At 39.2% G+C, this 25,196-nt stretch carries 22 protein-coding genes; 3 read left to right on the top strand and 19 right to left on the bottom strand.

The window, feature by feature from the left end; genetic code table 11:
• Positions 1-30: 30 nt before the first annotated feature.
• Both JNUCC41_RS19685 and JNUCC41_RS19680 read right to left on the bottom strand, forming a co-directional pair.
• Positions 31-1,299, bottom strand: coding sequence for an erythromycin esterase family protein (locus tag JNUCC41_RS19685; RefSeq protein ID WP_228467381.1), 1,269 nt, complete (start codon positions 1,297-1,299; stop codon positions 31-33).
• A gap of 25 nt (positions 1,300-1,324) precedes the next feature.
• Complete coding sequence (locus JNUCC41_RS19680; protein WP_192204450.1) at positions 1,325-1,696, bottom strand: hypothetical protein; 372 nt, start codon at positions 1,694-1,696, stop codon at positions 1,325-1,327.
• Positions 1,697-1,957: 261 nt separating this feature from the next.
• Between JNUCC41_RS19680 and JNUCC41_RS19675 the strand changes: the two genes are divergently transcribed.
• On the top strand, positions 1,958-2,446 hold the full coding sequence (locus JNUCC41_RS19675) for a divergent PAP2 family protein (protein ID WP_192204449.1): 489 nt from the start codon (positions 1,958-1,960) through the stop codon (positions 2,444-2,446).
• A 534-nt stretch (positions 2,447-2,980) separates the two neighbouring features.
• Here the strand turns inward: JNUCC41_RS19675 and JNUCC41_RS19670 are convergent.
• The 15 genes from JNUCC41_RS19670 to JNUCC41_RS19600 form a co-directional block, all read right to left on the bottom strand.
• The gene (locus JNUCC41_RS19670; RefSeq protein ID WP_076368975.1) at positions 2,981-3,133 is read right to left on the bottom strand and encodes a YfhD family protein; all 153 of its coding nucleotides are present in this window, start codon (positions 3,131-3,133) and stop codon (positions 2,981-2,983) included.
• 240 nt (positions 3,134-3,373) lie between these two features.
• Positions 3,374-3,697 carry an AtuA-related protein gene (locus JNUCC41_RS19665; protein WP_192204448.1) on the bottom strand — a complete coding sequence of 108 codons (324 nt, stop codon included), beginning with the start codon at positions 3,695-3,697 and terminating at the stop codon, positions 3,374-3,376.
• Positions 3,678-5,018, bottom strand: a complete 1,341-nt coding sequence (locus JNUCC41_RS19660) for an acyclic terpene utilization AtuA family protein (RefSeq protein ID WP_342615568.1) — start codon at positions 5,016-5,018, stop codon at positions 3,678-3,680. The genes JNUCC41_RS19665 and JNUCC41_RS19660 overlap by 20 nt, the downstream gene beginning before the upstream one ends.
• Before the next feature lie 7 nt (positions 5,019-5,025).
• A complete protein-coding gene (locus JNUCC41_RS19655; RefSeq protein WP_192204446.1) occupies positions 5,026-6,330 on the bottom strand; it encodes a CitMHS family transporter in 1,305 nt (434 codons plus the stop codon).
• Positions 6,331-6,769: 439 nt separating this feature from the next.
• The gene (locus JNUCC41_RS19650) at positions 6,770-8,185 is read right to left on the bottom strand and encodes a sigma-54 interaction domain-containing protein (protein WP_228467380.1); all 1,416 of its coding nucleotides are present in this window, start codon (positions 8,183-8,185) and stop codon (positions 6,770-6,772) included.
• A 589-nt stretch (positions 8,186-8,774) separates the two neighbouring features.
• On the bottom strand, positions 8,775-9,482 hold the full coding sequence (locus JNUCC41_RS19645; protein ID WP_192204444.1) for a GntR family transcriptional regulator: 708 nt from the start codon (positions 9,480-9,482) through the stop codon (positions 8,775-8,777).
• A 266-nt stretch (positions 9,483-9,748) separates the two neighbouring features.
• Positions 9,749-10,801, bottom strand: coding sequence for a YeiH family protein (locus JNUCC41_RS19640; RefSeq protein WP_192204443.1), 1,053 nt, complete (start codon positions 10,799-10,801; stop codon positions 9,749-9,751).
• A gap of 45 nt (positions 10,802-10,846) precedes the next feature.
• A complete protein-coding gene (locus tag JNUCC41_RS19635) occupies positions 10,847-11,596 on the bottom strand; it encodes a PIG-L family deacetylase (protein ID WP_192204442.1) in 750 nt (249 codons plus the stop codon).
• Positions 11,597-11,743: 147 nt separating this feature from the next.
• Positions 11,744-13,096: an aminotransferase gene (locus tag JNUCC41_RS19630; RefSeq protein WP_192208238.1), complete on the bottom strand. Its 1,353-nt coding sequence runs from the start codon at positions 13,094-13,096 to the stop codon at positions 11,744-11,746.
• Between the two features lie 147 nt (positions 13,097-13,243).
• Positions 13,244-15,007, bottom strand: a complete 1,764-nt coding sequence (xsc, locus tag JNUCC41_RS19625; protein ID WP_192204441.1) for a sulfoacetaldehyde acetyltransferase — start codon at positions 15,005-15,007, stop codon at positions 13,244-13,246.
• A 174-nt stretch (positions 15,008-15,181) separates the two neighbouring features.
• Complete coding sequence (gene phnX / locus JNUCC41_RS19620; RefSeq protein ID WP_192204440.1) at positions 15,182-16,012, bottom strand: phosphonoacetaldehyde hydrolase; 831 nt, start codon at positions 16,010-16,012, stop codon at positions 15,182-15,184.
• A 95-nt stretch (positions 16,013-16,107) separates the two neighbouring features.
• Positions 16,108-16,563, bottom strand: a complete 456-nt coding sequence (locus JNUCC41_RS19615) for a hypothetical protein (protein WP_192204439.1) — start codon at positions 16,561-16,563, stop codon at positions 16,108-16,110.
• Between the two features lie 168 nt (positions 16,564-16,731).
• Complete coding sequence (locus tag JNUCC41_RS19610) at positions 16,732-18,144, bottom strand: amino acid permease (RefSeq protein WP_192204438.1); 1,413 nt, start codon at positions 18,142-18,144, stop codon at positions 16,732-16,734.
• Positions 18,145-18,523: 379 nt separating this feature from the next.
• Entirely contained in the window at positions 18,524-19,156 is a 633-nt protein-coding gene (locus tag JNUCC41_RS19605; RefSeq protein ID WP_192204437.1) for a YitT family protein, read from the bottom strand.
• A 392-nt stretch (positions 19,157-19,548) separates the two neighbouring features.
• On the bottom strand, positions 19,549-20,961 hold the full coding sequence (locus JNUCC41_RS19600) for a sigma-54 interaction domain-containing protein (protein WP_192204436.1): 1,413 nt from the start codon (positions 20,959-20,961) through the stop codon (positions 19,549-19,551).
• Between the two features lie 177 nt (positions 20,962-21,138).
• Here JNUCC41_RS19600 and JNUCC41_RS19595 point away from each other — a divergent pair, with 177 nt between their 5' ends.
• Together JNUCC41_RS19595 and JNUCC41_RS19590 are read left to right on the top strand one after the other, a co-directional pair.
• Complete coding sequence (locus JNUCC41_RS19595) at positions 21,139-22,344, top strand: iron-containing alcohol dehydrogenase (RefSeq protein ID WP_192204435.1); 1,206 nt, start codon at positions 21,139-21,141, stop codon at positions 22,342-22,344.
• 293 nt (positions 22,345-22,637) lie between these two features.
• On the top strand, positions 22,638-23,966 hold the full coding sequence (locus JNUCC41_RS19590; protein ID WP_192204434.1) for an MFS transporter: 1,329 nt from the start codon (positions 22,638-22,640) through the stop codon (positions 23,964-23,966).
• Between the two features lie 122 nt (positions 23,967-24,088).
• Here JNUCC41_RS19590 and tatC read toward each other — a convergent pair whose 3' ends face one another.
• Positions 24,089-24,790 carry a twin-arginine translocase subunit TatC gene (tatC, locus tag JNUCC41_RS19585; protein WP_370662584.1) on the bottom strand — a complete coding sequence of 234 codons (702 nt, stop codon included), beginning with the start codon at positions 24,788-24,790 and terminating at the stop codon, positions 24,089-24,091.
• A 146-nt stretch (positions 24,791-24,936) separates the two neighbouring features.
• The gene (locus JNUCC41_RS19580) at positions 24,937-25,149 is read right to left on the bottom strand and encodes a twin-arginine translocase TatA/TatE family subunit (protein WP_063233420.1); all 213 of its coding nucleotides are present in this window, start codon (positions 25,147-25,149) and stop codon (positions 24,937-24,939) included.
• Between the last annotated feature and the right edge of the window lie 47 nt (positions 25,150-25,196).

Raw genomic sequence — 25,196 nt, 5'->3', positions numbered from 1 at the left:
CCTGAAATGTTATTAAGGGCTTGAAATTTATTACACAACGGGTGCTGTTTTATGAACAAGCGGGTGAAGTGCCTGAGTTTCATCCATATAAATAAAAGCATCATATCTTTCTGACATTACAGAAGGTACATAGTTTCCATATTGTTCATATTCCGGTTTGTATACAACTCCAATCGCCCGATGTCCAATCCTATCTTGGAATAACTGCCGATTTTCATCGGTGAAAATGAGCAACTTATCATAAGCCCCCGAAAGGTGCATTGCCTCCTCCCAACTTCCATTCATTGCAGGAGGTACTGTTTTTATTTCAAGATCAACACCCCACTCATCTGCTGCAATGACAGTTCCCTTATAGGTTCCGAAACCTATGATAAATACATCTTCAGCTGGGTTTTGTTCACGAATGACCTGGCCTACGTTAATCATCCCGGAATCTCTCATATCAGTAGCGCTGGCATCGCCAACATGGGTATTATGTTCCCATACAATCGCCTTGCCTTTTGAACCGTAAAAATCCATTATTTCATTTAGTGCATCCACCATATGCATATCTCGGATATTCCATGATTTATCATCGTGAACCACCATTGTCCTGTAATAATTTTCTGCATTATACGCTACTAATGCATTCACTTGAAGGTTCAAATTCAATTCTTCATGATTGGGGTATTTTTCTTTTTTCCGTTGAATAGTCGTCAGTAATTTGGCTACTTCCTCTATACAGTCTTCAGAAAAAATGCCTGCAGAAACTGCGTACTCTTCATTATTCCGATTGAATGGCTCAAAACAGGTGAACGCCCGTCTTGCAGCCTCGAGGTCAGGTGAATCAATTTGTTTTAAGTAATGGATAACTTCATCCATGGATTCCCAAAGACTGTAAATATCTATTCCATAAAATCCAACTTTCGTTTGATTTTGTCCAGACTCATTGTATTCCTTCATCCATTCAATCAGGTCGATCATTTCCTCGTTTGCCCACATCCAGGTCGGCCAGCGGTCAAAAATCTTTAGCACATCCCTCGCCGAATTAAATACTTTGTCATAGCCTTTAACATACCTATTGATTGCCTGGCATGCGGGCCAATCGCCTTCAACGGCTACAAAGGTGAACCCTTTTTCTTGAATCAGTTTTTTTGTTATTTCGACTCTGGCCGTATAAAACTCGGATGTTCCATGCGATGCCTCACCTAGCAATACAAATTTTGAATTTTTAACTTGTTGAACGAGCTTATCCCAATCTGCTTCACTTTTAAGCATGACCGATTGTTCGATTATTGACTGAACCAGATTATGATGCACTGTTTTCCCCCCTTGTTCTCGACCATTAGCGTTTGTACTCAGCATTGTAAGAATTTGAACCTGCGTGTACGGACAGTAAAGTATCAGCGTACCCCACTAGACGATTTATAAGTTCATCACAAATAGAGTAAACCAGCTGAAAATTTTCCACCTCAAATAGAACAGGGTCATCCAGAATGACCGTCGTGTTAATGAACATATCTTTGTTTCCATATAGATTGTAGTGAACAATAGCCTTTCCAGCAGCTCCTTCAGTAACTGGATCATTAAAGCCGGGAATGAAAACAAACCATTCTTCAGCAGTAGCTGATCTGAAGTTTTTCGTGAAAGACATTCGCTCGGTTACCTCCATGATCTTTTTTTGCTCTTCCGGATTTATATCCTTGACCTTGTTCATTCCATTGCCACCTTAACACCATGTTAATTACCTTCCTTTATATATTTTCCTTAAGGTACCCATCCTATAAATAATTATTATGAAATAGCCTAACACGGACACTGAAAAAAAGGGTCATTATTTACATGAAGCTTGACCTTTAATAACAGCCGATAATCATGGGACTGCTGCATATAAAAATTATTATTGGGGTATCAAAAGAGGGAAGATAATATCCTGGATTGGGTTGGACTGGTCTGGAGTGGAGTGGAGGAGTTGCTCATGGAAAAGATGAATCGGGGAATTTTAACGGCGCTGTCAGCAATCGGGATTGCGCAAGGGCTGAAAATTTTTACGCATTATAAGCTGACGGGAAAGTGGGACTTGAAGCAGGCTTTCACAACAGGTGGAATGCCTAGTTCGCACTCCGCCGGTGTGGCTGCACTGGCATCATATGTGGCAGCGAATAAAGGCTGGCTGCATACGGAAACAGCGCTTGCCACAGTGTTTGGCGTGATTGTGATGTATGATGCTCAAGGGATTCGGCGCCATACAGGGGAAATTGCCAAGCTTGTGAATGATCTTGAAGATAATATGGCGAAATTTTCGGGAGAGTTTCCGAGCTTTGAGTATGTGGAGCGTGAGAAAGAACTGAATGAACTGCTCGGACATCAGCCTGTGGAAGTTGGAGCAGGTGCGTTGCTTGGAGTGGTACTTGGGCTTATTTCGGCTAAATTGGAGGATGGCAAGCCCTCTAGAATCAAAGGCTGATTACGTCATGCATGCTTTGATATTCCAGATTTTGAAGTAAGGTATGTAAGGAACAAGGTAAAGAAGATCAATATCTAAAAAAACATCTCAGTAAGGTGTTTTTTCTTATACAAAAAAATTACAATCAAAACATGTCTATTTTATTAACATAGACAAGACTAATAATTTATTCTGTTTAACTTATAGAAGTTTCAACTAAGTTGTCTTAAGATGACCCGTTTATTCGTATTTCTCTCAAAGGTGTACTATTGATATTTATTAAAGTGACACTGTTTCTTCGACTAAGATTAACTTTAGTTGAAGAAACAGCATGAAAGGATCTCCACATTGAAGATCCTTTTTTCATTAACTATAAAATCGATCTCTTAAGTAAACTTGCAAAGTTTTTTCGCCAAACCACTTCCGTTCTGCGATTATTGTTTCACTAACACACCTTTGATTCTATAAGAAAATAAAAAAACAGCGCGATTTTTTTGTTTTACTTACATTAAAAAGGAGTGTAAAAATAAGTCTGTATCTTTCACTTTTTTTGTTTCATTTAGGTCTTGTAGCTCTAATTTTCCCACTTTCACCTAGCTCACGAGAAAACTCTTCATCAACACGATCCGGTTCTATTTTTAAGTTTTCGGGAGTTTGAGGTAACGCCTTTTTGCTGCTAGATGGTTTATGATTGTTTGATCTTCCCATTATATTGCCTCCTAACGAATTTTAATCTTTATTAGTATGGCTAAGAACCACATTTATATATCTTTAGATTTGCTCATGAACGAACATTTTTATCTTAAGAACAGTTTTTTGGAACAGCTCCTTCTTATACCACTTAACGCACCTGAGTTACTTGTTCCAGAAAATCAAAATATAAGAGGACAATCAGATGATATAACGTCCGATACCATTTATAAATTTTCTTATTTTTTTATCCCCCTCCTATAACGCTTCTTGTAACTCTATTTCCATCTCCAATAAGGCGTAACTCAAACTTTTCCCATGCGTATCCATACCGAGTGATATTGTAACTCCGCCAAGCAAAGCTTGATGGCAAACGAACTGAAGTGCAGCGATATTTGGAAGCTCGTATCGAAAAATTTCACCATCAACAATGTCCTTAAAATGTTGTTTTACTCTCTCTATTGTTACTTCTTTGCATAAAAGGGAATAGTCTTTTTCATGATATGGAATAAGCGAAAGCATCAAAATATTCCCTTTATCACCGGCGCGACTGTGGGCAAGCTCATATAGTTTTCTCTTCATGCAGTACACTCTCCTTTATTACAACACTCACTTCAATTTCTTCACGAGGAAGTAGAGAAGAAACAATTCCTAAAACTTCGTGTGTATACTTTCTTGCTCCTCCTCCACCGGCTGGCCCGTTTGTGTAAAGAGATTCAACCTCTTCACCAATTTTAGCGGCTTCGCTTAGACTTTGTGCTTTAGCTGCGACCCTTAGTCGGACTTCGTATGGTTCATTCCATTGCCCAAACGTATTCCGGTGTGTGGATGAAACACCGATATAATCAATCCGCAACTCATCAAAACTCTTCTCAAGTCTCGTTCTCATAATGTCTCCAGCTAGTTGTGCCCGTCCCCATGCATTTGAACCTGCATATGAAATTTCTCCTTCTCCTATAAACCCTGCATGGTAACCGACGCTTACTTTTAACGTTTCCGGCCGTTTCTTTCCTTTCCCTCCTGTTACTTCAATTCGATTCGGTCCTGCCTCTCGAAGCTTTACTGACATAAAGTCTGCAATTACATCAGGTGTAATGTATTCGTTCGGATTTGTGACTTCATATAAAAGCTGTTCTTTCGCCGTCATTAGATTGATAACTCCACCTGTATTTGAAATTTTTGCAATCAAGGCAGAACCGTCTGCTCGTACCTCCGCATACGGAAATCCTAAGTCCTCCAAGTGTGGAACATCCTTTTTCCCAGGATCTGCGTAATAACCACCAGCAATTTGACCACCGCATTCCAAAAGGTGGCCAATAATGGTTCCCTTTGCAATCAAATCTGTCTCGTCAACCGACCAGCCGAAGTGGTGAACCATTGGCGCTAAAAATAAGGATGGATCCGCCACTCTCCCGGTCAGAATAATGTCTGCTTCTTTTTCTAACGCAGGTAAAATAGCTTCCACACCAAGATAGGCATTTGCCGATAAAATTGGGCCATATGAATGTAGAGGCTTATTTGTTTCCATAGTCTGTGCCTCTGTATCCAGGAATGACGATACATCATCCCCTGTCACAGCCGCCACTTTGATAGAAAGACCTAGTCGTTGGGCAATTTCAATTACTTTTTCAGCACCACTGACCGGGTTGGCTGCTCCCATATTTGTAATTAAGCGCACACCATTTTGAATGAGTGTTGGAAGTAAAAGCTCCATCCGCTTTTCAAGCAGCGGATCATAGCCCAATGAAGAATTCTCTTTTTTTCGCTTATGCGCCAGCGCGATTGTCCGTTCAGCCAAACATTCCAACACTAGATAATCCAAATTCCCTTTTTCTGCAAGGAGTAGTGCGGGTTCCAACCGATCACCTGAAAATCCTGCACCTGAACCGATTCTAATCAACATAATCACCTCAAATAATAGTAATAGCTCCTGTTAGCAGGGCTACGATAGTCATGATAATTGTTGTTCCAAATGCCCATTTAAAAATAAAACGCTGATGATCCCCTAAATCAACGCCTGTCATTCCTATAAGAATAAACGTAGAGGCTGTTAATGGACTTAATGGGAAGCCGGTTGTCATTTGCCCCAGTATAGCTGCCCGGCCCACTTCGATGGGATCAATTCCAAAAGTAGAAGCGGTTTGACTAATGATAGGTAAAACTCCAAAATAGTAAGCATCCGGTGTAAAAACTAAACTTAGAGGCATGCTTGTTATAGCTGTCAAAATAGGCAAGTAGCCCGCCATCGCTTCAGGAATAACCGACACCATTGAAAACGCCATAGCATCAATCATTTTTGTTCCGGTCAAAATACCGGTAAAAATCCCCGCCGCAAAAATCATGGTCGAAACCATAACAACGTTGTTTGCATGACTTGTGATCCGCTCCATCTGTTGTTTTTGGTTTGGGTAATTCACCAATAAAGCAATTGTAAAAGCAATAATAAATAAAGTAGGTAGTGGAAGCCATACTTTGATTAAAGCGATGAGAAGAATCAGTGTCAAAATAAGATTGAACCAAAAAAGTTGGGGTCGCTTAAATTCTAACGTCGTTGCCGCTAATTCTTGAAAAGCTATGTTGTCCTTTTCCCCCATATCTATAATCCCTAATCTTTCCCTTTCTCTTTTTCCAAGCAAATAGGATGAAAACAACACCCATAGGACACCTGCAACCATAGCAGGTAGAATAGGATTAAACAGTTGAGCAGAAGTGACATTTAAAGTTGCCATCGCCCTTGCTGTTGGACCGCCCCATGGTGCAAGATTCATGACACCGGCGCCCAAAGCAACTACACCTGCTAAAATGAGAGGATTCATCTTCAATCTCTTATAAAGAGGAAGGAAAGCGGAAACAGTTATCATAAAAGTAGAAGCACCATCCCCATCCAAGGATACAAGCATTGTGATAACAGCCGTGCCCACCACCACTTTTAAGGGATCTCCTTTCACGATAAGAAGCATCTTAGATACGATTGGATCAAACAAACCCGTATCCATCATCAGTCCAAAATATAAAACAGCAAAAGCCACCATAATTCCCGTAGGAGCAACCTTTACGATACCAGCTAACATCATTTCTCCTATCCCCAAGCCAAATCCGCCAATTAAAGAAAAAACGATCGGCACCAACACCAGAGCAATCAAGACTGATAAACGTTTTGTCATAATGAGGTAAAGGAAAACCCCTATTGTCAAGAAACCTAAAATAGCTAACATATAATCCCTCCCAATGAGTCGTAATTTGAATGTTTACTGCATAGCCCAGATGAAAAAAATTTTCCCCACGAGGCATATTTCCAAGGATTTCATTACCCTTTCTATAAGAGTTTTGCTGTGTACTATACTTTTGCAAGAACCATGCCTAAACAAAGAATGTAATATGTAAATTATTATTGCAGTTTGATTTTCTTAGGTGTTTGTTCACTCTAATGCTGATTTATCAGTTATTTAAGTACTCATTTAAAAATTTTAAAAACAAAAAAAAGAAAGCACTTTGTTGCTAGCGCTTTCATTTATAGTGGATTCAAATTCTAATTTTTTAGAAAATTTCACTAAGATTCTCAAATAAATTACTTTATCCCCTATTCTATAGCCTTGGTTGATTTCTAATTTTTTAGAATTCGATGGATATTATTCTAACTTTTTAGAAATCACTTTAAATAATACAGTATTTTTTCATTTTATTATATAAGGTGGCCAAAGACACCCCTAGAGAATTTGCGGTTTTTTTTCTTCCTTCCATATCATTTCCAAACTGCCCCAAAATTTCTTGGATGAATTTTGATTCTGCTTCTTCCGTTATGTCCTTTAGTGTTTGACCGTTTGGTTTTAGAGTAGAATCTAAGCGATTCAATTCGAGCTTCATCAATACATCAGGTAGGTGTTGGATCTTTATCTCCATACCTTCTGCCATACAAGTTGCATAGTCGATCACATTTCTCAATTCTCGAACATTGCCAGGCCATTCATATGCCCGTAAAAATTCTAAAGTTTGTTCGTCAATAGTATACATAGAACCCTCCTTAGCTGATGGAGTTAATGACGAACAAAGCAATGATTGAACCAGTTCAGGGATATCCTCTCTTCGTTCTCGAAGAGGTGCTATCTTTAAGCCTATAACATTAAGTCTATAAAACAAATCTCCGCGAAAATGATTTTTATTTACAAGCTGTTGTAGATCACGGTGTGTAGCGGCAATAATCCTGACATCAATATTTCGCTCTTCTGTTTCTCCTACTCTTCTGATCTTACTTTCTTGTAACACCCTGAGTAACTTAGCCTGAAGATCATATGACATATCACCAATTTCATCCAAAAAGAGCGTACCCTGGTCTGCCATTTCAAATAAGCCGATTTTACCGCCTTTTTTTGCATTGGTAAAGGCCCCATCTCCATAACCGAATAACTCACTTTCTAATAAAGAAGGTGGAATAGACGCACAATTAACTGGAATAAAAGGCTTATTACCACGATGGCTTTTATGATGAATAGCCTGTGCGAATAATTCTTTTCCTGTCCCGCTCTCGCCGATAATTAAAATTGGAAAGTTGGAATCGGAAACCCGTTTTGCCACATACACAACGTCCTTCAACCCGCCATCTTTTCCAATGATGTCATCAAAAGTGTATTTTACTTGATAAAGCGAATTCATCTGCTTTTTAAGCTGCCGGACTTTCTCGTTTTGTTTTTGAAGTTCAATTGACAATTTATGAACTTCAGTTAAACTTTTGCAGACGGACACAGCGCCAACAACCTGTTCATTGAGAATAATTGGAGCCATATCAACCACATATTCTCGGTCTTTTGTCTTTCGGTAAACTCCAACACGACATTGACAATCTTTTAGTGTTTTTGTAAGTTGCGCTCCGGGCCGATATTTTACCAGTGGCTTCCCTATGATTTCAGCAGTAACACCTGTAATACGTGTATATTCAGGATTGATCATCCTTACATACCCATTATGATCAATCACTAAAACACCATCATTGATTGATTCTATAATTGATTTCCACCAGCCTATGCTATTTTCACTAATTGAAGCATTGTTTTTATTATTTGATTGCTCTTTCAAGGAAATTACTCCTTTCACCCATATAGTCCATATTTCAGCTTTTTTCACCTGGATCATTTCTTTATTTTTATCTCTAAACAGCCCATTCGTGGTAATTTTCTTTGTGGTTGTTATGTGTCGCTTGGCATGTCTGGAGAGGTCAGTCGCTGCAACGAAGTTCTGGTCTACTTTTCATTGTGTGCAACCTTATTGACTACCTTTGTTTTCGAATCGTTTTTTGTACGAGTATGCATAAATAGGCATTTAAGGATTTGACTTGGAGCGCCTGGGGGAACGATTTGTCTTGAAAGACTGAAGAAGCGGTTATTTCATGAAACAGCCAATCCTTTCATAAAGTCCAATCAATGTGTACGTTGAATATTATAGATTTACTTTATATATTGTCTCAACTAAATCAGCCATTTTTCTACCCTAAAACTACGTTGAACCCGGTGGTAAATCATATTATAGCTAATCGGGTTTTAATAGAAAGTTTTGAATGGCGTTTTAATACGGTTCAAAATAATCGACTAACTCAATGATATTAGAAGCGAAAATGACCTAAGCCTCTCTGCTTCTTAGAAAGGCTTAGGTCACTTTATGTGCAAAATCAATTCTTCCGAGACATTTTCATTGCGAATGAGTACATATCCGATCGGAATAACCCTTTATAATATTCTACTAAGTTACCATCAGAATCAAAAATCATTCGTTCTGTAATCAGCAAGCACATCGTTTCGGCTATTCCTAAATGTTCTGCATCTTCTTTTGTTGGGAAGCCGCAGGTTATGATTTGTTCCGCTTCACAAAAGTCAATGTTTAGATCACCTTCGAGTGCATCATACAATACGGTTGTACTTAAATCGAATTTCGTCAATTTTTTTCCTAGGTCCAAAGAATAATAATGCAATTCTATGGCTATTGGGACATCCCCCTGCAACCGCAGCCTTTTAATATGGTAAGATTCATCATCAAACCCATTTGCATCAGCTATATTTTCAGGTGTCATTACACGGCCATGATCAAGTAGTTCAATGCCCATGCTTTTAGTGGTTTCCGTAAAACTTATCATCTTAAGCCATTCTTGTACAGGTTTAAGGGAAACGAACGTTCCCTTCCCATGCCTTTTTTCCAATATCCCCTCACGAACCAGGATGGATACGGCTTCCCGTACAGTGCTCCTGCTGACAGAATACATATCCATGAGTTCCCTTTCACTCGGGATTTTATCTTTATAATAACCTTCCAAAATCTGATTTTCCAATATGGTTTTCAATTGAGCATGTAAAGGGATTGGATTTTTAAAGTCTAACTCCATAAAATTTCCTCCAAACAGAAAAAGACATCATAATGTTCGTATCAGTTCTTATATTGTAAACCAAATAATTATAATATTCAAACATGCCGACGGTTGATTTTTCCTTAAATTAGGATTCTACCTTTTTTCCACTCCTTCTTTTCCAATAAAACGTTTCTTCAGATGAAAAAAACCTGAATAGATTTATGTATTCAGGGTTTATCCTATATGCAACCTTTATCACGTTTCAGGCATATTTAATGGGGAAAAATAGTAAATCTTATCTATTAAACGATAAAGTACGAGATTATCGAGAGCAGCAAAGAAGTAATGGTCATGGCTAAAAGAGGACGCATGGCTTTTGTCCGCAGTGCCTGCAGGCTAACATTCAGTCCAAGACCGATCATGGCCATTGTCAATATAAATGTAGTCGTTTTGGAAATACCATCCATTACGAGAGGAGTCACCGTGATATACGTTCCAAACACATAACTTCCTATTAGACTCATGATTATAAAACCAACGAGGAACCATGGAAAATCAATTTTGGCATCATGGCCCATTTTCCCGGTTGTGCGTTTTTTCATCCAATACATAAAAATGAAACATAATGGGATAAGTAAAAAGACACGGCCCAATTTTGCAAGAAGTGCAATCGCTAGCGCATCTTCACCCGCCGGTGCTCCCGCCAAGGCAACATGGGCGATTTCATGAAGACTGATCCCAGACCAAATTCCATAATCCAAAGCAGATAGCGGAAGGACCGGACGTAAAAGTGTATAAACAATGGAGAAAAGTGTTCCCATTAACGCGATTATCCCGACACCTATGGCTGTATCTTCTTCCTTCGCTTTCACGATAGGAGATATTGCCGCGATGGCTGCTGCACCGCATATTCCGGTTCCTACAGCAAGAAGAAGGGAAATGGAGGCATCTGCCTTAAACCACTTTGCAATCAGGACCATCACGACTATTGCAAAAGTCACTGTTCCTATGTCACGTACCAACAATGGCAGACCCTGATTGAAAATCACATCGATATTCAATTTCAACCCGTATAAAATAATGGCAAAACGCAAAAGTTTTTTTGCGGAAAATTCTATTCCCGTCCGGAACTTTTCTGGATATCCCGCAATTTGACGATAAATCACGGCAATGATGATCGAGCAAGCAAGTGGACCGATTCGATTGAATCCTGCAATCTTGGACAGCCCCAAGCCTAAGAGGGCAATAAAAAAGGTGAAAGCGATACCGCTCAGCCACAAAACCACCCTGTTTTGAAGCAACTTTTTCTGTTCTTGCGGTGTTTCTTCCAGTGGCTCATATTTTTCTAATTCCATATATTCCTTCCCCCTTTCCAGATAAACTAAAGCCCAAATTACGGATCATCCCAACCTTTCAATCGTTTGAAAAAAATCGGTTTCTTCTATATTGGTAGGTGAATTCCCTTTAATAAAACACTCGGAATTCTTTAAATATGGCAAGCTTGGATTTTGATTCCCCCACAATTCAGATACGGCCAGGGTCTGGGAACGATGGGATCTTAAGGCACGGATTTTTTTCTGTAAAGTCCCTGCAATATTCACTCTTGTGATACTGCTCATCCCGTTTTCTTTTATCCATTCATCATAAAAAGCATGCCAAAGGACAAAGAATAGACTATGAACCTTAAAAGCTGGAAATACTGAATCTGGATAATAATCGGGATCACCGGATTTTAGAAAAGCAAATTCGGCAGCACGGCCTATCGCACAATGGTCTGGATGCCCCCCATATTTTCCGTGGAATGTTACTAGTGCACCCGGTTGAACTTCACGAATCACCTTTACGATTCTCTCAGCCAATAAATCGAAGCTTTCAAATTCAATCGTTTTATCCCTTACGTTTAAAAATCGCAGGTCGCTTATCCCCAATTCTTCACAAGCTCTTTTTAACTCCTCTACCCTTAGTTCAGGCAATGCCTCCCTTGTTGTAATGATGGGATTTCCCATACGCCTGCCCATTTCGCCTTTTGTCGCACAAAGTAATGTAATATGAACACCTCGCTCAGACATTTTGGCAATGGTGCCGCCACACAGGAATGACTCATCATCGGGATGTGCAAGAACCACCAATAACCTATGTTGTGATTGCATATTTCCTCCTACTTCGGATTCTCCTGTTTTCCCCCTGTTAGACCCACCATGAAAAAATGGACATGGATGTCATAACGGTTAGACATGTCATGCCCATCTTCACTTTTCGTCTATATATAGTCCCTAAAGCTCAATCATCTATTTTTATTAGCATAATTCATATAAAACGGATTTAACCGTTTCTATGACAAAGCGTAAATCTTCAACGGTCGAAGATAAAGGCGGTGCAATGATCAATACATTTCCATATCCAGGAACTGTATCACCATTACGGCCGATGATAAGACCCTTTTCCTTGCAAGCCCCGATTATTTTACCCATGAACGCATCGGAAACAGGAGTTTTTGTCTTTTTATCTTCCACTAATTCAATGCCATATAAAAACCCAACTCCCCGAACTTCCCCTACCTTATCCAGGGCTGTCAGTTCAAAGAGCTCACTTAGTGTCGATTCACTAAGCTCAGATACACGTTGAACGATTTTTTCATTTTCCAAGATTTCAATGTTCTTTAGCGCAACAGCGCAAGATGCAGGGTGGCCTCCATATGTTGACACATGCCTGAAATGATTTAAATTTCCGTTCTCTTTGAATTTCTCGTAAATCCTGGAATTCACCGCCGTTGCTCCAAGGGGAAGATAACCGCTGGTCAAACCCTTTGCCATTGTAACAATATCAGGCTGAACCCCATCGGAGTGCATGAACCCAAACATTTTTCCGGTTCTTCCAAAACCTGAAACCACTTCATCCACAATTAAAAGAACATCATGCTTCTTACAGATTTCCGAAACCCTTGTTAAGTATTCTTTGGAAGGAATAAGGACCCCGCCACCAGAGATGGATGGTTCAAGAATAACACCAGCTACCGTTTCAGCCCCTTCAAAGTTAATGACCTGATCGATATATTCAGCTGCAAGCAAATCGGAATTTTCAACGTTTTCCCCAAACGGACTCCGATAACTGTACGGCGGTGGCACATGCAGGAAACCTGGAACCGCAGGATCATATTTCACTCTCCGATTTGCCTGTGCAGTTGCGCTTAGCGCGCCAAAAGTATTGCCATGATAAGCTCTGTACCTAGAGATGAATTTGTATTTACCCTGATTGCCATTTTGGGAATGATATTGCCTGGCTATTTTAAAAGCTGTCTCATTCGCCTCAGAGCCGCTGTTCGTAAAAAACGTTGTATAGGAGCCCTTTAAATGTTCACTTATTTTTGCAGATAATTCGATTGCCGGCTTATGACTTAACGTCAAAGGGAAATAAGATAAGTTAATCATTTGTTCATAGGCTGCCTGCGCAATCTCTTTTCGCCCGTGACCCAGGTTCAAGCACCATAAACCGGAAACCCCATCTAGATATTTATCACCTTTAGTATCCGTGAACCATGAGCCGGATCCTTCTGTAGCCATCATGGGAGCATCCTTCTCATTATAGCGATGCATCGCATGCCATAAATGGTCTTTATCCATTTGAACAAGGTCTTTCGTTTCAGTTTCCATCTTCACAATTGAAACCCCCTTATTATTCATTGAACACAATTAAGTTAAGTTCCCATGCTGTTACAGACCTTTTTAGAGCGAATTGGTGATGGTGCGATGACCAAAATTTTCAAGTCATCGCACCTGCCATATCACCTTTTCACACCATTATTTATCCCAGTTTTTATGATCTAAATGAGAATATTTTTCTAATAATCTAGTAGGCATTTTTAGAGCATCTTTTCTAAATGGTGGAGCTAATTGTGTTCCATCCACTTGTATATCAATGACCGTCGGTTTATTTGATTTTATTGCTTCTTCAATGACTGCGCCTAACTCCTCAGGTTTTTCCACTCTAATACCAACAGCACCCATTGATCGGGCAACTTCCGCGAAATCAGGATTTTGGATATCCGCCCCTACAAAACGATTATTATAGAAATCAACCTGATTCTTTTTCTCTGCACACCATGCATTATTATTGAACACACATGCTATGACCGGAATGTTTTCTTCAACGGCCGTACTCACTTCATGTAAGCTCATGCCCCACGCGCCATCTCCAACAATGGCTAAAACAGGCGTGTTAGGTTCAGCTAACTTGGCACCAAGTGCAGATGGGTAAGCAAATCCCGTGTTCCCGAATGTAAGCGCAGCGATATGCCTGCGGCTCTGATTGAATTTTAAGTAAGCGTTTGCAGTTGACGATACATTACCAATATCTGTTGTAACGATAGCATTTTCAGGCAATACTTTAGTCAATTCCAAAAGGGCTCGACGCGGATTGATCGGGGTTCCATCGATCATCGCAAGATTCACCAATTCTTCTTCCCATTTTTGTTTTTCATTCGTTACTTCGACCATCCGCTTTTTTTCTTGTTTTAGGTTAGGATTACTGGCCTTCAACCGTTTCAAGATTTCATGGCTCGCTTCACGGGCATCTCCGATGATCCCCACTTCCACAGGATGTGTCCTCGCTATTTGCCTTGGATTAATATCTATTTGGATGATTTGTGCATCTTTAGGGAAATAATCAATGTCATAGCATGGTAACGTTCCAAAAACCGATAACCTTGTACCGACCGCCAATATGACATCCGCTTTCTTTAGTGTATTCATGGCTGCCTTTGATCCCATGTAACCGATTGGGCCGACTGACAATGGATGATCTGCAGGAAAGGCATCATTATGCATATAGGAGACAGCCACCGGTGCTGTTAAATATTCTGCAATATTCTTAATTTCCTCGATGCCATCTGAATCAACCGTTCCCCTACCGGAAATAATGACAGGATACTCAGCCTTAGCTAAAATTTCTGCCGCTCTATCCAAAGATGCAGAAGATCCGCAGCCCCGTTCATCTACGCGATATTGATGTGGTTGAAGTATTTGATCTTCCACTTCACCATAGAAGTAATCACGGGGGATATCGAATAAAACCGGTCCCCTTTCGGCATAGGCAATCCGAAATGCTGTCCTAAGGCAATCAGCGACCCGACCTGGGTGTGTTACTCTAACCGTTTCCTTAGTGATGGCCTTGAAGATGGAAACCTGATCACATTCTTGGAATCCATCCCAGCCAACCGTTGGTGTACCAGCAGAAGGTGATATGACCACCATTGGAGTATGAGCTTGATTGGCCGCTGCAACAGAGGTGACCATATTCGTCATTCCAGGTCCGTTTTGCCCGATGACAACTCCTGCAACACCAGAGACACGACAATAGGCATCTTCCATATGTGCTGCACTTTGTTCATGGCGGACCCCAATGAAACGGATGCCTGCAGTTGGCAATAAATCAAGCATATCCATGAAAGCAGATCCCAGAATTCCCGAGATATGTTTAACTCCCTCGGCCACTAATGTCTCAACGATGGCTTCACTTGGTGTCATTTTAACTTTCGTTCCTCTTAACATTTTTGTTTCGACCATAGCACATTCTCCTTAATTATAGTTATTTCTGATAATGACGTTGCGACGTCCGTACCAGTTATAAGATGTATATTACTATCATTGGATGAAACAGTCAATGAATAAATTGAATATTTTGAATTTATTTTAAAATTTTAATCATCATAGTCATTAACTCATGTATTTGAATCTTCCTTAACCAATAAATATATCCTTTTTTTCTGTCAATCTGTAGTTGATCCGATCGATGATTTCCAATAAATCACCTATTTCATCAATTACGAAATCAGCTCCTGCATTCCAAAAACGATTTTCTGCATGTTTCATCCGTTTTTGCCGTTCATATGGGTCCATTTCGTTGATTTCCGATTCTGAAAGGCCGATTTCACTGCCGCCTTTCAATACGGCAACAGTCCACATTCCCGCAGAAATGCCTTCCTTGATGTCACTGATCGTATCGCCGACTTTAACGATTTTGCTGAGTGGATACACTTCGAGATTCATCGCCGTCTTAAAGCACATCCAAGGGGCAGGCCTTCCTGCAGGCACCTCGTTAGACGCAACAATGGAATCTGGTTGATAGCCCCATTTTTCCGCCTCTTGTTTAACAACATCAATCATTTCCCGAGTATAGCCTGTCGTCGAACCGATTTTTATTCCTTGCTGCCTTAAACGTCTGACTAATTCAATTACGCCTGGTATTGGCTTGGCGTTTTCCTTGAGAACCTTAAAAAGCAAATCCTCAAAGTCCCTATACAATGATTTTAGATCTCTTTCGTCCGGTTCTTTCCCAAATTTGGCAATCCATAAATTGGAGATTCGTTTCATTTTCAGGAGTTCCATAATATGATCCATTTTCAATAAACCCATAGGTTCCCTTGCTTCCTTAATCGTAATTTCTATTCCCCTTATCCTGAATATCTCGACAAATGCTTGGACCGGCGCAAAACATCCATAATCCACCGTCGTTCCTGCCCAATCAAAGATCACTGCCTGAACCTCTTTACATTCTTTTGCACTTTCCAACCTATGTTCCCCTCCTTATCCTTACCTCCTTTAAATCACCAAACTTGCTAAACCCGTAAATACCCCACTGGTGATGACCTGGGTATAAAGAGAATTCATTTCACTTTTTCCAAAAATAACTGTAAATCTTCTTTAGTCGCCTCAGAGAGACGTTTCATTTTTTCAAGGTCCTTATCCGCATTCCCGGATTCCCCAATTAATGGGTAAAGGTTTTTCTCAATCCGTTCATACCAATCGGGGTATTCATCTTCCACTTGCTTTTCTATCGAATCCCATGTAGAACTGATCTCTTTTCCCATTTCTTGAATTTTCCCTGAATCCGCCTCCGTACTTATTTCTGATTCCAATCCCTTTATGGATTGAATCACATCGCCGACACCTTTTTTAATAACCTCTGCATTTGGGGTTTCACCCGTATTTGCATCCGGATTTTCATTCAAGACTGGACTTTTTTCTTGTTGAGCCTCGTCCGGTTCACTTGAATTGCTGCAGCCTGACAGCAACATGGCTCCAAGGATAACCCCACTAGTCATTACACGGAAACCATTCAACATAATCCCTCCTTCATGATTTAAAAGACAGATGGCGCCAAGCACCTGTTGGCACAACTCTCTTTTTCTATGGGAATCATATTCTAGCTGTTTAGTGATTGAAGAATTTTGTCTGAGGAGTTCCATAGAAGTAAACGAACATTTCCTTAAAATGGTATAAAGCAAAAGCTATAATTTTTCAGAATTAGGGGAACCAGGAACAATATTTAATTCATTCTCGATATACTTCGCCTTTTTTCTCCGAAGGATAAAGAATGAACAGATAACGATCAAGCTAAATAGCATGGTAAAGATAAACTGTGGACGTTGCGAATCGATAAATGCCATTAATATCAACACTGAAATCATGGAAAATATGGTTACATAAGTCAAATAAGGGAATAACCACATTTTGATTTTGAAAATTCCGGGATTTTCTTTCTCCATTCTCTTCCTTAATCTGAGATGGGAAACCGCAATGGCCAGATAAACCAGAATTCCGACTCCACCCGAGGAATTCACTAAAAAGAAAAAGATTTTATCAGGTGAGACATAACTGAAAATGGTGCTGATAAAGGCAAATAATGTAGAGCCGACTACAGCCAATATAGGGACACCGTTCTTGCTCACTTTTGAAAATAACTTTGGAGCATCACCCTTTTGTGCAAGTGAAAATAACATGCGTGAACTCGTATATAACCCCGAATTCAAACAGGAAAGCAGTGCAATGAGAATCACTATATTCATGATCAGGGCAGCAGAAGGGATTCCCATCATTTCAAGTACGGCAACAAATGGACTTTTCAGCAAAGAAGCCGAATTCCAAGGTAATAGCGTCACTAGAATAGCGATGGAACCAATATAAAAAATCAGGATTCGCCATACCACACTATTCAATGCACTTCTAACCGACTTAACCGGATCACTCGTCTCACCCGCGGCAATCGCTGGAATCTCCACTCCAACAAATGCATGAAATACAATTGCGACGCCAACTAGTACAGAACTTAACCCGTTCGGAATAAAACCGCCAAAATTCAGAAGATTGGAAGCACCAGGTGGTTTTATCGTTGGGATTAACCCTAATATCACTGCCACACCCAGGCACAAAAATAGGATGATACTGATTATTTTAATGATTGAAAACCAGTATTCGAACTCACCAAACGATTTTACGGAAAAAATATTCGTCAGTTTCAATAAGATAATCAAAGATAGACTTATGACCCAGACAGGAACGGAAGGAAGCCAGCTGTGTATGATTGCAGCCCCCGCTGTTGCTTCCAAAGCAATGACGATAACCCAAAAGAACCAATATAACCAACCTGTTGTAAAACCGGCCCATTCACCAATCCCCTCTCTTGCATAAACGGCAAAAGATCCAGTATTGGGATTCACTGTGGCCATTTCCCCAAGCATCCTCATGACTAGAACAACGATCAAGCCTGCCAAAACATATGATAATATCGCCCCGGGGCCCGTTTGACCAATAATGATACCACTTCCTACGAATAAACCAGCGCCTATGACACCACTTAAGGATATCATCGTTAAATGTCTTTGTTTCAGGCCTGGTTTCAGTTCTTCCTGTTGATGTTTCATACCCTCCACCAACTTTCAATATTTTGGGGAATCAACTAAAATAATCGCTACTTGCATGTAATAACAAGGCTTTTTTAACTGCCTGTCCTTTACATTTTCACAAAGATAGTGGGAACTTGGAAACATGGCATTTTAAAAACAACACAGGAGATGGCGCTATGAACTTAAGATTCTATATCATTATTCCCCCTTCCTTAAGGCTATTTTGACATTCGAAGCGGATATAACATCACTACGTCATGATGTTAGGACCACTTACTATGTGTATAATACACTCTGATTTTTTTAAAGTCAATTTAAAAATCAGAATATTTAGATAACAAAATGAAAATTTTCAAATAAAAAGGTTCCCATTAATACTGCAAACCTCTAATACTTTTCATTTTACTTCTTTCACCTTGGAGGATTCATCTAACACACTTTCGGTTGCTAATTTAACGGTATTCTGCTTCCTATCCAGCATTATCTTTAGAAGGTATGAAAAAAGCAATGTAAATGCAATTCCCTTAATGATCGATGTATAACCGTAAACAAGAAGGCCCAATATCAGTACGATAAGATTGATAATCCTTATTGTCGCTGCAATATCTATTTTTTCATTTTTATGATGTAAAATTAAGGCGATCACGTCAAAGCCAACAGTGGAGGCATTTGCTGTTATACATAAATAATATCCTATCGCTATCAAAATTGACGAAATGATAATCACTAACGCGATATTCATATCGAAATTAATCTTCCATGAATAAAAAAAATTAAAAAAAGCCATATAGCTTAGCGAACTTACGATCGACTTAAAAAAATACTCTTTCCCTAGAAAAACTAAACAGATGATTAACAGTAAACCTGTAACGAAATTGGCTAGCAAGGCAATGTTATAACCCGATAATGCATTCAATAATAATGCCGAGCTAGTTACCCCGCCATTGATAATTTCATTGGGAACGATTAAATAAGCATAGGCAAAGGTCATGGAAATGTTTCCTGCGATAATTTTCACTATATCCTTCATAAACTTCTCACCATCCCGTTCGATATTTTGATAATGCTTTTTCCCCCCTAAATATATATTTATACTTGAACCATAAGATACACATCCATCGCTTACTCCAATTATTTCGGACCTTTCACCTTTCGATAACTTTACAATCACATTCTTATGTTTCCATTGGAATGTCCAATTACCTTTTACATGTTGGAAATTATCTTATGATAGTGGTCGTTTTTTAAAATTTTGTGTGTGATTTAAAGGGGAATATAAATTGCAGAAACATGATTATCTAGGAAAGTTGCGCTTCCTCCATAAATATCCAGAATTCTCTTGAAGGGGTATAAAATTTAACCAGAGGTAATGACTTTGGGTGCAAATCCTCTATGGGCAATATTTTTATATAATTTAGTGCTTCAATACTGAATCCCAAGGCGTTTCATTCTTCTAATTAGATTTGCATGGTCAATTTCGAGTTTAAAAGCTGCTTTTCGAATGCTTGGTGAGGATTTTAGGGCATTTAAGATTATCTGAGCTTCAAATTGATTCATTGCATCCTTTAAATTAAGATGACTAGGGGGGGATATATTATTCTCATATTCAGTATCGCTTTCTAATTTCCAATTATCCCTAATATGTTCGGGCAGGTCCCTAGGCAATATGGAAGGTACTGATGTTGATACCACCAAATACTCTAATATATTTTTCAGCTCACGAACATTTCCTGGCCATTGGTAACTTTCCATAAGCTTTATTGTTTCAGGCATTATTTTTTTTATTAACCCGAACTGCTCACAAAGCTTCTTGAGGTAATAGTCAATTAAAGGTAAAATATCAGTTTTCCGCTTTAATAACGGTGGTATATCTAGATGGACTACATTAATCCGATACCATAAATCTTCTCTGAATTGCTTTTTATTAATAAGTTCCCTTAGGTCTTTATTGGTCGAACAAATTAAACGAAAGTTTAGAGGAATTGACCTTGTATCACCTATACGGGTAATAGCTTGATCTTGAAGAACTCGAAGTAATTTGGCTTGCATCAACAATGGAAGTTCTCCAATTTCATCTAATAGAATGGTACCAAAATTCGCTTTTTCAAAAAAGCCAGCCTTTCCACCTTTTTTAGCTCCCGTAAATGCTCCATCAGCGTATCCGAATAATTCCGATTCAAATAATTCAGATGGGATGGATGCACAATTCACCTTAATGAAAGGAGAATCTTTTTGTCTGCTGAACTGATGAATGTAATTAGCCAACACTTCTTTACCTGTCCCAGAGTCACCTGTAATGAGTACAGATGTTGGAAATGCAGCAATTTTTTTTGCCTTTTCTATTAATGTCTGCATTTGCTGACTTTGAAAAATAATTAGCGGATGGTTCATGCTTTGTTTTGCGTCAATTTCTTTATCAAGTTCCATTTTTCTTGTTTGACTTTGTAAATGATTCAAATAAGTTATATCTCTTACACTCGTAACTATCATTTTTACCTTTTTCTTTGAATTATCGAAGACAGGCGTAGCCGTTGCTACAAAATATTTACATTTATTGATTTTTTGCATGATAGTGGTAGTGTTCTTAGACTGTAATGCCATATACGCAGCTGATTCATCAAAATACTCCAATATTACTAAATCTCTAATATCTTTCCCTATAACTTCATTACGATTTATTCCTGTCATTTCTTCATATGCCTTATTAACTTCTATAGTGATTCCATCTTCATCCACCACATAAAGTCCGTCAGAGGAAAAGTCAATGATTGTACGCATTAGTTTATTGGTTGCCTCTAATTGTTGTACCTTTTCTAGAAGTTCATTAATCCTCATTATTATTCGCCTCCTTTTGTAGTCATTTTATTACCAGGATGGTGACAATTCAACACCATTATTTTTTATGGAACACCATTTTTGTACAATTAACCCAATATTCCAAGTTCGGCATGTTTCTTGCATTAGTATTTTATTAGTGACATTCTTTAACAAATCTTAGAAAAGGGTGATAAAATGGCTATACTTGATTTACCTCGGAATATATTGGTTGAAAATGGTGCCATTCATTATTTAGGGAAACTAATTAGTTCAAAAGGAGGGAGAAAAGTTTTCATTCTCATGGACTCTTTCTTGGCTAGACCTCCTTTGAATCTCCATGAAAAGATAAGCCTTATCTTAATGAAAAGCGGCATAGAATTTAAACTTTTCACAAATTTTTCTGGAGAACCGTCTACCAAACATGTGGAAGACGCATTAACGCATTTCAATGATTTTCAGGGAGACTGTGTACTTGGCATAGGCGGAGGCAGTGCCATCGACTTAGCAAAGGCATTATCTGTTTTCGGTAAATCAATGGATACTGAATGGAATGGCATACCTAATTACAAAAAACTAGATCGGCTCCCTCTTTTTGCAGTTCCTACAACTTCTGGAACCGGATCTGAAGTTACTAAAATTATGGTTATCACGGATTTTGTTACGAATATAAAAATGAATCCAAGTCACCCGGACCTAGTTCCAGATGTGGCAATTTTAGATCCGGAATTAACTTTAAGCCTCCCCCCCAATTTTACGGTCTATACAGGACTCGATGCTCTTTCACATGCTATTGAAGCCCTTCTTTCGAATAGGGCAACCGTCATGACCAAATTATTCTCTCTTGAAGCTATTAAACTAATCGAAAAATCACTACCAAATGTTTTTGAGGATGGTTCAAATATCGATTCTAGAAGAGAAATGATGTTGGCTAGCTGTTATGCAGGCATCGCTTTTTCAAATGCCTCCACAAATTTGGCCCATGCAACAGGAAGAGCGTTAGGAGCGAGGTTCCACATTCCACATGGACTAAGCGTAGCATTGCTGATGCCCTTCGTTATTGAATTCAGCCTAGATTCCTGCCAAGAACAATTGGCGGAAATTGCACTGGCACTTGGCGCCTCCCCTTCTCTTAATGAAGAAAAACTTACATCATTTCCTATTTCTGCACTAGAAGAATATAATGAAAAGTTCGGAGTTTGGAATGACGGACTTAAATATATAGACACCCAAAAGTTAATTGCCGAAATTCCAGCATTAGTTTCTGATGCCCTTTCAGGTAATGGAATAGCGACCAATAGAAAAGTTCCGACTGAGCAGGACATACAGAATGTTTTTCACTTATTAGCTGAGAAACTATCTAGCCGAAATTCACAAACTGTATCAAAAATAAAAATTAAGTAATACAAAAAATGAAAGCGCATACTATCCGGCTAACCTGAAAGTTTTAACTTTAATTGAAGTGCCCAAAAGTTGATCTAAATAAATACATTCACAAATAAAACTTACTGCTTAAGAAAGCATATTGAAAACAATTCCAAATCCACTATTAGGGTTATCAGGAACTAGTAAATATATCGATCATATTGTCCCCCACTCAAATTAATATTTATGGAAATATAATTGAATACTTTATTGTTCCCCTCTTCATATTTCTACCATTTTTATGAATTTATCAATATTAGGGAGGAAAAGAGATGGAAATAAAAAAGGGTAAAACACTCTCACGTGTGGTGGGGGCTAGTCTCATTGGTTCAACGATTGAGTGGTATGACTTTTTCCTTTACGGTGTAGTCGCTGGAATTGTATTCAATAAGCTATACTTTCCTACTGATGATCCGATCGTATCCACTTTGTTAGCCTATGCCACCTTTGCTGTGGGGTTCATAGCCCGACCGGTGGGAGGATTAATTTTTGGTCATTTCGGAGACAAAATCGGTCGGAAAAGCATGTTGATAACCAGTTTAGGCATTATGGGCGGGAGTACTGTATTAATTGCCCTTATACCCACTTACAACCAAATTGGCATCTGGGCTCCTATCTGCTTGCTTATCTTAAGAATATTGCAAGGGATTGGCCTTGGCGGTGAATGGGGCGGTGCTGTACTAATGACTTTTGAACATGCACCCATAAAAAAAAGGGGGCTATATGCAAGTTTGCCTCAAATTGGACTATCAATAGGCTTGCTTTTGGCATCTGGGGTTGTGGGAGTACTTTCTTCTACTTTATCTGACAGTCAGTTCATGTCATGGGGATGGCGAACAGCTTTTGCGCTTAGTTCCATATTGATATTCCTTGGTTTATGGATTCGACTTAATGTTTCTGAATCGCCTGAGTTTAAGAAAGTGAAGGAAAATAACATAGAATCTAACATGCCTATAAAGGACATGTGGAAAAATAATACTGGTAATGTACTGGCTGGCATGGGTGCAAGATATATAGACGGCGTGTTCTTTAATGTTATGGGTGTATTTTCAATTACCTATTTAACCAACTCCCTTGATCTATCACGTACCGAGGCATTACTCGGTGTGTCCGCAGCAGCATTTGTCATGTGCTTTTTCATTCCTATCTTCGGTCATGTATCTGACCGGCTTGGAAGAACTCGAACCTATTTAATTGGTAGTCTTGTAACAGGACTTTCTGCACTACCTGCTTTTTGGATAATGTCGAACAGTAATGGCAGCACCCTTGTAATCTGGTTGGCTCTCATCATCCCTCTGGGAATCTTTTATTCATCTGTTTATGGGCCTGAGGCTGCTTTATTTGCAGAGCTATTCGATGCTCCTGTCAGATACACTGGGATGTCTTTCGTATATCAATTTTCAGGGATTTTCGCAAGTGGTTTGACTCCTATCATTGCCACTGCATTATTAGGTTATAATAATGGATCTCCCATTTTACTAAGCTTGTATGTCGCTTTTGCTGGTTTAGTAAGCGCAATATCGGTTTGGTGGATTGGTAATAACAAAAAACTTAAATCCACTCCAAATATAAAGTCTGAAGCTATGATAAAAAAAGGATAAATGATCAAATTATTTCCATCAATTATTATTGCGCAATAAAAAAGTTGAGGGATATGCCCCTCAACTTTTTAGTGTTCAATGACTATTTCCCAAGAAATGTTTCTTAGGTTGTGGATACCATTTCATGTAACAGGTAAGGCTGCCTCATCTTTCATTAGCCTCTTTCGGTAAACCATATTGGACAGCTGTACACTCACTTCATAAAGCACAAGCAAAGGGACGATGACCAAAATGTCCGAAATTATATCTGGAGGCGTAATCAGGACCGAGATGACAACCAGGACGAAATAAGAAATCTTACGAGACTTTTTCAACACTGTTGGATTGATGATGCCTAATCTGGTCAGGAACATGACCACAAGCGGCATCTCGAATAAAACCCCGAAAGGTAAGATCAAATTAATCATGAACCGAAAATACTTTTCCGCTGTGAACATCATCTCGAACTGCCCGGCCGATAGGGAAGTGAGGAAACCCAGCACGATTGGAAACAACACAAAATATCCAAATGAGATACCTGTGATGAATAGAATGAAGAGTCCGGGTATGAACCGAAATGTAACTCTTCTCTCTTCCGGTTTCAGCGCTGGAGCCACAAAACGCCATAACTGATAGGCTGCTAGCGGAATCGTTGCAGCTATTGCACAAACCGCAGCGATAATCATGTATACCCATAGGATCTCACTTGGTCCGAGCACAGCAAGCTTTCCATCCAAATCCTTAATGAGCAGTTCATAAATATCCTGTACGAATATGAAACTCACTATGAAAAAAGCCAGAAAACCTATCAGCGTTTTAATGATTCTGCTTCGGAGCTCTTCCATATGTTCAATAACTTGTAAATCCTTACTTTCCACCTTCACTCCTCCTTTTTAGATATTTCTTGCACGATTGCAAATAGCACTTCCCCTCGAACTCTTTTCATGAAAAGAAGCAGGCGAGTCTTTCCGCCCGCTATATTTCATTTACTTCACCCTTCTTTTTTTACAGCTCTTAATGCGGCTTTATTCTCGTTTTCATCCTCTTTTTCTGAATCATTCACCAATCCTTTTGTTGCACTTTTGAATTCGGACAATGTCCGGCCAAAGGCACGGCCGATTTCCGGCAGCTTAGACGGTCCAAAAATAATCAGTGCAATTACGAGGACAATCACCAAACCTGGTATTCCTATATTTGAAAGCATCCTTATTCACTCCTCTGATTTTCTCATTTTTCTTCGCTATATTCTTA

Origin of the sequence: Brevibacillus sp. JNUCC-41 (assembly GCF_014844095.1) — a bacterium.
In the GTDB taxonomy this organism is placed as follows: domain Bacteria; phylum Bacillota; class Bacilli; order Bacillales; family DSM-1321; genus Peribacillus; species Peribacillus aracenensis.
This window is presented reverse-complemented; position numbering and strand designations above follow the sequence as displayed.

Bases quoted from the DNA above. Each gene is read 5' to 3' on its own strand.
- JNUCC41_RS19665 (WP_192204448.1), bottom strand. From the start codon at position 3,697: ATGAAGAGAAAACTATATGAGCTTGCCCACAGTCGCGCCGGTGATAAA.
- JNUCC41_RS19600 (WP_192204436.1), bottom strand. From the start codon at position 20,961: ATGAGGATTAATGAACTTCTAGAAAAGGTACAACAATTAGAGGCAACC.
- JNUCC41_RS19630 (WP_192208238.1), bottom strand. From the start codon at position 13,096: ATGGAAACTGAAACGAAAGACCTTGTTCAAATGGATAAAGACCATTTA.
- JNUCC41_RS19670 (WP_076368975.1), bottom strand. From the start codon at position 3,133: ATGGGAAGATCAAACAATCATAAACCATCTAGCAGCAAAAAGGCGTTA.
- JNUCC41_RS19655 (WP_192204446.1), bottom strand. From the start codon at position 6,330: ATGTTAGCTATTTTAGGTTTCTTGACAATAGGGGTTTTCCTTTACCTC.
- JNUCC41_RS19635 (WP_192204442.1), bottom strand. From the start codon at position 11,596: ATGCAATCACAACATAGGTTATTGGTGGTTCTTGCACATCCCGATGAT.
- tatC (WP_370662584.1), bottom strand. From the start codon at position 24,790: ATGGAAGAGCTCCGAAGCAGAATCATTAAAACGCTGATAGGTTTTCTG.
- JNUCC41_RS19605 (WP_192204437.1), bottom strand. From the start codon at position 19,156: ATGAAGGATATAGTGAAAATTATCGCAGGAAACATTTCCATGACCTTT.
- JNUCC41_RS19660 (WP_342615568.1), bottom strand. From the start codon at position 5,018: ATGTTGATTAGAATCGGTTCAGGTGCAGGATTTTCAGGTGATCGGTTG.
- JNUCC41_RS19595 (WP_192204435.1), top strand. From the start codon at position 21,139: ATGGCTATACTTGATTTACCTCGGAATATATTGGTTGAAAATGGTGCC.
- JNUCC41_RS19590 (WP_192204434.1), top strand. From the start codon at position 22,638: ATGGAAATAAAAAAGGGTAAAACACTCTCACGTGTGGTGGGGGCTAGT.
- JNUCC41_RS19580 (WP_063233420.1), bottom strand. From the start codon at position 25,149: ATGCTTTCAAATATAGGAATACCAGGTTTGGTGATTGTCCTCGTAATT.
- JNUCC41_RS19610 (WP_192204438.1), bottom strand. From the start codon at position 18,144: ATGAAACATCAACAGGAAGAACTGAAACCAGGCCTGAAACAAAGACAT.
- JNUCC41_RS19645 (WP_192204444.1), bottom strand. From the start codon at position 9,482: ATGGAGTTAGACTTTAAAAATCCAATCCCTTTACATGCTCAATTGAAA.
- JNUCC41_RS19675 (WP_192204449.1), top strand. From the start codon at position 1,958: ATGGAAAAGATGAATCGGGGAATTTTAACGGCGCTGTCAGCAATCGGG.
- JNUCC41_RS19640 (WP_192204443.1), bottom strand. From the start codon at position 10,801: ATGGAATTAGAAAAATATGAGCCACTGGAAGAAACACCGCAAGAACAG.
- JNUCC41_RS19680 (WP_192204450.1), bottom strand. From the start codon at position 1,696: ATGAACAAGGTCAAGGATATAAATCCGGAAGAGCAAAAAAAGATCATG.
- xsc (WP_192204441.1), bottom strand. From the start codon at position 15,007: ATGGTCGAAACAAAAATGTTAAGAGGAACGAAAGTTAAAATGACACCA.